At 66.1% G+C, this 7,750-nt stretch carries 6 protein-coding genes; 4 read left to right on the top strand and 2 right to left on the bottom strand.

Annotated elements, in window-relative coordinates:
- Positions 1-382: 382 nt before the first annotated feature.
- From IF20_RS31585 to IF20_RS31570, 3 genes are all read left to right on the top strand, one after another.
- Positions 383-931 carry a TetR/AcrR family transcriptional regulator gene (locus IF20_RS31585; protein ID WP_052868806.1) on the top strand — a complete coding sequence of 183 codons (549 nt, stop codon included), beginning with the start codon at positions 383-385 and terminating at the stop codon, positions 929-931.
- 299 nt (positions 932-1,230) lie between these two features.
- A complete protein-coding gene (locus IF20_RS31580; protein ID WP_052868805.1) occupies positions 1,231-3,471 on the top strand; it encodes an MMPL family transporter in 2,241 nt (746 codons plus the stop codon).
- A gap of 1,143 nt (positions 3,472-4,614) precedes the next feature.
- Positions 4,615-4,983: a hypothetical protein gene (locus IF20_RS31570; protein ID WP_199896840.1), complete on the top strand. Its 369-nt coding sequence runs from the start codon at positions 4,615-4,617 to the stop codon at positions 4,981-4,983.
- Between the two features lie 154 nt (positions 4,984-5,137).
- Here IF20_RS31570 and IF20_RS31565 read toward each other — a convergent pair whose 3' ends face one another.
- Positions 5,138-5,659: a nucleoside/nucleotide kinase family protein gene (locus IF20_RS31565; RefSeq protein WP_052868802.1), complete on the bottom strand. Its 522-nt coding sequence runs from the start codon at positions 5,657-5,659 to the stop codon at positions 5,138-5,140.
- Between the two features lie 317 nt (positions 5,660-5,976).
- Here IF20_RS31565 and IF20_RS31560 point away from each other — a divergent pair, with 317 nt between their 5' ends.
- On the top strand, positions 5,977-6,501 hold the full coding sequence (locus IF20_RS31560) for a hypothetical protein (protein WP_052868801.1): 525 nt from the start codon (positions 5,977-5,979) through the stop codon (positions 6,499-6,501).
- Positions 6,502-6,847: 346 nt separating this feature from the next.
- Here the strand turns inward: IF20_RS31560 and IF20_RS39485 are convergent, their stop codons facing one another.
- Complete coding sequence (locus IF20_RS39485) at positions 6,848-7,597, bottom strand: PepSY domain-containing protein (RefSeq protein WP_052868799.1); 750 nt, start codon at positions 7,595-7,597, stop codon at positions 6,848-6,850.
- Positions 7,598-7,750 lie beyond the last annotated feature (153 nt).

The following is a 7,750-nucleotide window of genomic DNA, read 5'->3' as shown; positions in this document are numbered from 1 at the left end:
CAGCAGGCTCCACACCTGATCGACGGCTGCCTAACCGGCACCGGCCTACCACTTGATCCGGTGTGACCCGCACCCGACAACCCTCCGGAAAGGTCAGTAACAGGGCAAGGCTCGCCGGTTCTGCGTGATGTGGTGGCGATACATCGCGGGGTGAGTCGTAGTCATACGGGGGCAGTGCCCGCATACGGAAGAGACACCAAGCCAGTCGTGCGGTGCTTGCCGGCGGTCGCCGCAAGTATCGAGTCTCAAACTTCTTGAGCCCTCGAAGGGCTCACACCCCTCAAGTGCGCCGGGCACCTTGATTACGCCGGCGTGGTGAAGGCCACACCGTAAAGCTGTCCGATCGGTCAGGTCTGACCGATCGGACAGTTACTGTTGGGTCATGGCACGCACTGCATCCGCGCTGCGCGGGCACATCCTGGAGGCGGCACTCGGGCTGTTCGTCATCCACGGGTACCGAGGCACGTCGCTCCACGACATCGCCTCCGAAGTGGGCTGCTCGAAGGCTTCGCTGCTGTACCACTTCGCCAGCAAGGACGCGATACTCACGGAGCTGCTGACGCCGGCCGGCCTGGCGCTGAACCAACTCGACCAGGACCTGGCGGGCCTGAGCGGGGATCAGGCGGTGGAGGCAGCCGTGACCGGCTATGTGGACCTCGCACTGCGTTACCGGCGTGAGGTCAAGCTCCTGTTCAGCGACCTTCCCGAGATGCTGAACAACTCCGCGCTCTCCGGCATCCCCGGTCTCACCGAGCGGCTGCTGGCGGCGTTGGCCGGTCACAGCGAGGAGCCTGAGGCCGTGGTGGGTGCCTGGATGGTGATCGGTGCGGTCTTCGTGACCAGCGCCAGCGATGTCCCGGTACCGCAGGAGGTCCTGCGAACCCAAATGATCCGCAGCGCCCTGCGAGCGCTCGACCACTACCCCGAATGATCCCGCACACCTCGAATGATCCCGCACACCCCGAACGATTCCGCACACCCTGCATGACCCCGCACACCCCGCATGATCTCGCAACGGCTCAACGAGACGACCAGCCCGAGCGGGCCCGTATCGGTGGGATCTCCACTTCGAGCAGGCCCGCAACGGTCGGAGGTCCACCCCGAGCGAGTCTGCAACGGCCGGATCTCCGCTCCGCGAGCCCCGCAACGGCTCGACCACCAGCCCGAATGACCCCGTAACAGCTCGACCATCAACCCCGGTGAACCTGCAACAGAGAGATATCTTCTGCAATGGCGACCTTGCTGCACCGGCTGGGCCGGTTCTCCTTCCGCCGCCGCGGGCGCGTCGTCGCGCTCTGGCTGCTGCTCCTCGCCCTGTTGGGCGGAGCGGCAGCCCTCTTCAGCGGCCCGACCACCGACCAGTTCAAGATGCCGGGTACCGAGTCCCAGCGGGCCATGGATTCCCTGAAAAAGGAATTTCCGCAGGCCAGTGGCGGAACCGGCTCGATCGTCATCGCCGCCCCCAAGGGTGAGAAGCTCAAGCCCGCCCAGGTCGCTCCCGTGGTCGAAGAGGCCGCACACGTAGACGGTGTCACCGCGGCCGTCGATCCCTTCAAGGCCCGGTCGATATCCCCGGACGGCCGGTACGCCTTGGTCCAGGTCCAGTTCGACACCGGCGCTCAGGAAGTCACGGACGCCCAGCGTGCCGACTTCGAGAAGGTCGGCGCTGACGCCAGGGGCATCCGGGTCGAGCACGGCGGCGAAGTGATGACCAGCAAGGTGGAGGTCGGCTCCACCGAAGTTCTCGGCGTCCTCGTGGCGGCCGTGGTGCTGGTCATCACCTTCGGCTCGCTGGTGGCCGCCGGTATGACCCTGCTCAACGCACTCATCGGCGTGGGCGCCGGCATGGCGGGTCTGTACGCGTTGAGCAGCGCCGTCGAACTCACCAGCACCGCGCCCATCCTGGCGCTGATGCTCGGCCTGGCCGTCGGCATCGACTACTCACTCTTCATCACCTCCCGCTACCGTCACTTCCTCACCGAGGGCGTCGAACCCGAGGAGGCCGCGGGCCGTGCCGCCGGAACCGCCGGCTCCGCGGTCGTCTTCGCCGGCGCCACCGTGGTGATTGCACTGGCCGGCCTCGGCGTGGTGGGCATCCCCTTCCTCACCGTGATGGGCCTGGCAGCCGCCGGCACGGTCGCGGTGGCCGTACTGGTCGCCCTGACCCTGCTGCCGGCCGTCCTCGGCTTCGTAGGACACCGGGTACTGCCGCGCAAGCAGCGCAACGCAGAGCCGAACGGCAGTGGCAGTGGCAGTGAAAGTGGCAGTCGCAGTGGCAACGGCAACGGCAACAGCAACGGCAGTGGCAACAGCGGCAGCGAGAGCAGCAGCAAGGAAGCGTTCGGCTTCCGCTGGGGCCGCGCCGTCCTCCGTGCGCGTATTCCACTGCTGCTCGTGGGCGTCGTGGGCCTGGGCGCCCTCGCGCTGCCGACCCAGGACATGCGACTGGCCCTGCCCGACGCGAGCACCGCGGCCACCGACTCCCCGGCGCGCAAGGCGTACGACCTCACCAGCGAGGGCTTCGGCGAGGGCTTCAACGGCCGTTTGCTGGCCGTCGTCTCCGGTGACGACGCCACGTCGACGGGTGCCGCGGCCAAGCAGGCCATAGCGAAGATCAAGAGCGTCGACGGAGTGCTCGCGGTCGCCCCGCCGCAGTTCAACAAGGAGAAAACCACCGCACTGCTGGCGGTCATACCGAAGGACGGCCCCACCGCCGCCACCACCGAGGACGCGGTGCACGACATCCGCGACCAGGTGGCGGGCATCAAGGGTGCTGACATCTCCCTGACCGGTATGACGGCGCTCGGCATCGATGTGTCGGAGCAGTTGGCGGACGCCCTGCCGGTCTACCTGCTCCTGGTGGTGGGCCTGTCCATTCTGCTGCTGATGCTGGTCTTCCGCTCGCTACTGGTTCCCCTCAAGGCGGCACTGGGCTTCCTGCTCACGGTCGGCGCCACCTTCGGCATCACCGTCGCCGTGTTCCAGCAGGGCCACCTTGCCGGGCTGGTCGGCCTGGACACCTCCGGCCCCCTGGTGAGCTTCCTGCCGATCCTCCTCATCGGCATCCTCTTCGGTCTGGCCATGGACTACGAAGTCTTCCTCGTCTCCCGTATGCGCGAGGACTTCGTCCACGGAGCCGAGGCATCCCAGGCCACGGTCAACGGCATGGGTTACAACGGGCGTGTCGTCACCGCCGCAGCCTTGATCATGGCCTCGGTGTTCGGTGGGTTCGTGTTCATGGAGGACCCGATCATCAAGTCGATCGGCTTCGCACTGGCCGTGGGTGTGCTGGTGGACGCCTTCATCGTGCGCATGACCCTGGTACCTGCGGTGATGTCCCTCCTCGGCCGCGCCGCCTGGTGGCTGCCCCGTCCGCTGCAGCGGGCCCTGCCCAATCTCGACATCGAGGGCGAGAAGCTGCAGGAGCGGACCGTACCCGCACAGCGCGAACGGGAGGACGTACGGGTCTGAGGTTCGGGCCGTGGGCCCGAGGACCGGACGCGAGCCACCCTGAGTACGTACCGCGCGCAGGCCTGCCTCGGTACGGGCAGTAGGCCACCGTCACCGAATTCACCGAATGGCCACCGGCCACCGTCACCGAATGGCCATCGGTCACCGGCCATTGATCGGTCACCCGTGACGAACCGCCCTCGTGGTGGGCGCAGCAGCGCTCACCACGAGGGCACACGCGTGCTGGGCAAGGTAGAGCAGGCCCAGCACGGAGGCTGCCGATGCCATAGTGCACACGGCCGTGCGCGCGGTCGTTCGCATGGCCGCGCGCATGGCCGCGCGCACGATCAATTACTGCAACAGGCCTGAACGCATGCGTCGCACAGGCCGCCATCCGCCTCCAGTGAACGTACGGCAGGAGGACCGCCGGACGCTTCGTGGCGCCGGTCCGTCCCGTCAGGCAGCCAGAAGGTGAGATGCCTCCCAGGCGAGACCACCGTGCAGGATCACACAAGCGGACCAGCCAGTGGCCCCCTTCGGGCCGTACCTCACCACCTGGACCCATCCGACCACGGCCAAGAGTGCAGCCAGGCTCCACAGCAGCCATGCAACTACCTGCCACGTGGTGGACAGGTCGGTGGCGAAACCGACTACGGGCAACGGGATGAATGCCAGTAGAGGGACCAACCACGTGCCTTCGGTCGCCGCGTCAGCAGCCGCATCGTCGTTTTCCATCACCGACCCGATCCCCCCCCCGCACGCGAGCGCGTTCTGCCCGGCCGGTGTCCGGCAAGCCAGCGGCCATCCCGCTTTCTCGCTTCCTTCACTTGTCCGCGGACGAGCAACCGGTCGTGGAAGTGGGACGCGTGCTTGCATATCGAGCACTGAAGATCAAATAAGACTTCCGTCCCACTCATCAGTATGATCTTGCTGTCGACGGCTGCTGACCACAGCCGTCATCGATATATAGGGGGAATGCTATGTCGCGTAGATCAGCCGTGCGAGCAGTCGGAGTCACGCCGGCTCTTCTGTCCACCGCTATGGGCACTACCGCAGCTCACGCCAGCACCGGCGAATCCAGGTCATATGAGTCTCCGTAGCCTTCGTAGTTTCCGCAGTCTCCGTCCGGGTCATTTCACGTCCGCACTGTCCCACGTCGGCGCGGTGGCCGGTGCCACGGCACTGGCGATGGTTCTGGCAGGGTGTGGCGGTACGCGCGATAAGCAGCAGGTGCCTGTGGACTCGCTCGTCGGCCAGTCCGTCGCTCAGGTGGAAGGCAAAATGCCGCGGGATTCTTCCATGGTCTCGTATGACCTGTCGAAGCCCGTCACCGGCGCGGAGCCCACGTACGGCGTCTCTGGTGACGCGGACCATGTTGATTGGTTCGTAGTGGCTGTGTGCGCGAACACGAAGAACGTCGGAGACGACACGCGGCTCGCTGTCGGGGTGCTGAATGCCGACGCCTACTCCAAGGACGTCGCGCGCCAGGCCAAATCCCGCGCTTACAACCGTTATCTGACGGAGTGCAAGTAGCAGAGTTCGACGCATCTCCGGACCAGCCGACCCGGTTGCTCCCACCTCGGCATCGCGCCGTAACGTTCATGAACTCCGTTCTTCTCTTCGCACTGCTTAACGTCAGAAGGCGCTCTCCGTTGCCGCCGCGCCTGTTTCGCGCGGCGGCTGGACGTCAACTCTTGACGGCAGCTGCGATCTGCAGGGCGGCCTGGGCGGGCGTGAGGTGCGTGGTGTCGATGACCTCGGCTTCGCCGTGTAGCCACGTGCGGGCGGCCTCGGCGTAGGGCTCAAGGTAGTTGAGACGGAATGTCGAGGGGCCAAGAACGGTGTCCCCCTCGATGCGTCCTCGGAGGGTCTCCTGATCGGCGTGGAGGACGAAGTGCCGTACTGGAATGGCATGTTCGGCGAGACCGGTGCTGATCTCGCGCCAGTACTGCTCGACTAGTACGGTCATGGGGATCACCAGGATGCCACCGGTGTAGTCGAGTACGCGGCGGGCAGTCTCGACCACGAGCGGCCGCCATGGTGGCCAGTGTTGGAAGTTGTCCGTCGCGGGCAGCCCCGGCCTGATGTCCATGAGTGTCTCGCCGACCTTCTCGGCGTCGAACACCCGTGAATCCGGGAGCAATTGCTGCACCAGTGCACTGGTTGTCGTCTTGCCTGCGCCGTGGGTGCCGTTCAGCCATACGATCACGGGATCCGACGGTAGCGCTGTGCGGGCTGTGGCAACAGGCACGGCAGGAATCCGGTACGTCTTCGGCAGCACTTCAGCAACCCTCAGAGTGGTGTCAACCAACAAGATCAGTCGTGAGCTGTCAGCTGTCAGCTGTCAGCTGTCAGCAGTCACAACGCGATGGACCTGCCCGGCGTCGTCGGCTGACCTGGGAAGAGGCGTGTGCGGGGATACGCCCCGCAGCGACGCTCAGCTTGCTCGGTGCTGGTTCGCTGACCGGCTATCTGCTCGCTGACCCGCTATCTGCTCATTGGCCGGCCATCCGTAAGGTGCCGGGTATGAAATCACTGCTCAGTGCCGTCCGAGAGTCCGAGGAGGCCGCTCACTTCCTCGCTTTGTCCGGCGACTTCGACCTGGATCGATACGATCATGTCGAGGATGTCCATCTCGCGTCGGGTGTCGCGTTGGAGGGGTTCGCGGGTGACGGCACCGGTGGCACGTTCTTCTTCTGCGGCGACGGCGGTGAGGAGCGGCCTATCCTGTACGCGGATTCCGAAGGCGGCGCGGCACTGGTCGCAATTGGGCTACCGGAACTCCTGCAACTCCTGCTGGTGGCCCCGTGGTGGCGCGGCTGCCAGAAGTTCACCGCCGAGGAGAGCCGCGAGCTCGCGGCCGAGTACCTGGCGGACATACCGGACCTCGCCGCCAGAGCTGGTCGCGCTGCCACGACTCTCGGCCTCGCCCTCCCAGATGAGAAAGATGCCTTGGCCCGGTTGCGGCAGGTGGCCTCGGGAATCGGAAAGGACTTCGTCCTCATCCTCACGGCAGAGGGAGAGCCCTACGAGCCCCTGTTCGCACTCTGAGGTAGTCGATGGCAATAGATAGCGATCGATGGCGACCGATAGGGGCCCGCGACTCAAAAGGAAGGCACGGCTGCGTCGAAGGCCTCTGTGCCGTTGCCAGTCTCTACGTCGTTGTCGTGGCCGTCGTGGCATGAGAACGAAAGCAGGCCTGGTGCGCGATGACGGGGGATGCACCGCGCGCCAGGCCGTGCACGATCATGCTAGCCGCGTACTCGTACTCGCGCACCCGGATCGACGAATTCCTGTTCGTGCGGGATCGCGGAAGCTGGGGGGTCGAACTTTCGGCGTACCGGAGCCACACGGCCCCGAGCGGCCGAAGGCTTCAGATGGGTGCCCCGATGCCTGACTAGTCGTCGTCGCCGTGGTCACCGTGGTTGTCGTCCTGATCGCGCTGGTCGCCCTGGTCGCCCTGGTCGTCGTGGTCGACGTGCTGGTTGAGGAGCTTGCCGTTGGCGGCGTCGATGGTGACGTCGTAGCTCTTGTGGTCCTTGCCGAGGATGTCGACCTCCCAGACGGTGGAGCCGTCTCGGTCGTTGTCATCGAGGCTGTAGGACACCACGGTGCCGGGGACCGCCTTCAGGGCCCTGTCAGTGGCCTTGTTGTGGCCCGTCTTGTCGGCCTTGACCTGGGCCTGGACCTCAGCGGCGTCCTGGGCGGCGTCGTCGTCGCGATCGGTGTGCTGGTTGAGAACCTTGCCGTTCCCGGCGTCGATGGTGACCTGGTGCTCCTTGTGGTCCTTGCCGAGGACGTCGACCTCCCAGATGAGGGAGCCGCCACGGTCCGTGGTGTCGAGTTCGGCGGAGGTCGCGGTGCCGGAGACGGCCTTGAGGGCCTTGGCGGTGGCCTGGGACTGGCCGACCTTGTCGGCCTTGACCTGCGCACGGTCCTTGGCGGTGTCGTCCAGGTGGCGCTCGCTCTGGGAGAGCTGGACCGAGGAGTGCTGAACCGAGGAGTGCGGTGTCGGGGAGTGCGGGGCCGGGGCGTCGCCGTTCGCGAAGGCGGTCACGGCGCCCGTGCTGCCGATCAGTGCGACGGCGGCGGCCGTACCGAGGACGATGGCGCGAGGGGCGAGCGTGCGCTTGGTGGTGGCCTTCATGGAGACGTTCCTCCGGTTCATGTCGCGGTGTGGTTCGTCGGCGGGCCTTGTCGCGCCCTCCCGATGATCACCACAGTGCCGAACGGAACCTGAACACAACCTGAAACGCTGAAGAGTTCTTCAGGTTCGGGGCGTGCAACTCCCGACCGGGTC

This window comes from Streptomyces niger, from assembly GCF_000718305.1.
Taxonomy (GTDB): domain Bacteria; phylum Actinomycetota; class Actinomycetes; order Streptomycetales; family Streptomycetaceae; genus Streptomyces; species Streptomyces niger.
This window is presented reverse-complemented; position numbering and strand designations above follow the sequence as displayed.